We start from the raw sequence: 540 nt of genomic DNA, 5'->3' as shown, positions 1-540 counted from the left end.
TGCGTCTGCCTGTTCCGCCACCCCGGCATGTCATATTGAAAATTGGAGCGGAAGACGGGATTCGAACCCGCGACCCCAACCTTGGCAAGGTTGTATTCTACCACTGAACTACTTCCGCAAGACATGTATGAGATATTTTATTAAAAGTGCGGGTGAAGGGAGTCGAACCCCCACGCCAAAGGCGCCAGATCCTAAGTCTGGTGCGTCTGCCAATTCCGCCACACCCGCATAATATAATTTTCAGAAAAAATGGGGCGACTGATGGGAATCGAACCCACGAATGCCGGAGCCACAATCCGGTGCGTTAACCACTTCGCCACAACCGCCACGGTTACTGGTGCCGGCTAGAGGACTTGAACCCCCAACCTACTGATTACAAGTCAGTTGCTCTACCAATTGAGCTAAGCCGGCAATATATGGTGGAGGATGACGGGATCGAACCGCCGACCCCCTGCTTGTAAGGCAGGTGCTCTCCCAGCTGAGCTAATCCTCCATTTGCCTGGCAACGTCCTACTCTCACAGGGACAAGGTCCCAACTAC

5 tRNA genes are annotated in these 540 nt (G+C 53.3%); all 5 read right to left on the bottom strand.

Annotation, left to right across the window (positions count from 1 at the left end):
* Nucleotides 1-43: 43 nt before the first annotated feature.
* The 5 genes from AAIE21_RS29315 to AAIE21_RS29295 all read right to left on the bottom strand — a co-directional run bounded on the left by AAIE21_RS29315 (nucleotide 44) and on the right by AAIE21_RS29295 (nucleotide 493).
* Nucleotides 44-118 (bottom strand) — tRNA-Gly (locus AAIE21_RS29315).
* Nucleotides 119-147: 29 nt separating this feature from the next.
* Nucleotides 148-228: transfer RNA gene (locus tag AAIE21_RS29310), tRNA-Leu, on the bottom strand.
* A gap of 22 nt (nucleotides 229-250) precedes the next feature.
* Nucleotides 251-326 (bottom strand) — tRNA-His (locus AAIE21_RS29305).
* A gap of 9 nt (nucleotides 327-335) precedes the next feature.
* Nucleotides 336-411, bottom strand: a tRNA-Thr gene (locus AAIE21_RS29300).
* A gap of 6 nt (nucleotides 412-417) precedes the next feature.
* Nucleotides 418-493, bottom strand: a tRNA-Val gene (locus AAIE21_RS29295).
* Nucleotides 494-540: the final 47 nt, after the last annotated feature.

It is taken from the genome of Paenibacillus sp. 102 (assembly GCF_039549175.1).
In the GTDB taxonomy this organism is placed as follows: Bacteria; Bacillota; Bacilli; order Bacillales; family Bacillaceae_G; genus Bacillus_A.
The sequence above is the reverse complement of the archived record's forward strand: the minus strand, read 5'-3'. Positions and strand labels throughout refer to the sequence as shown.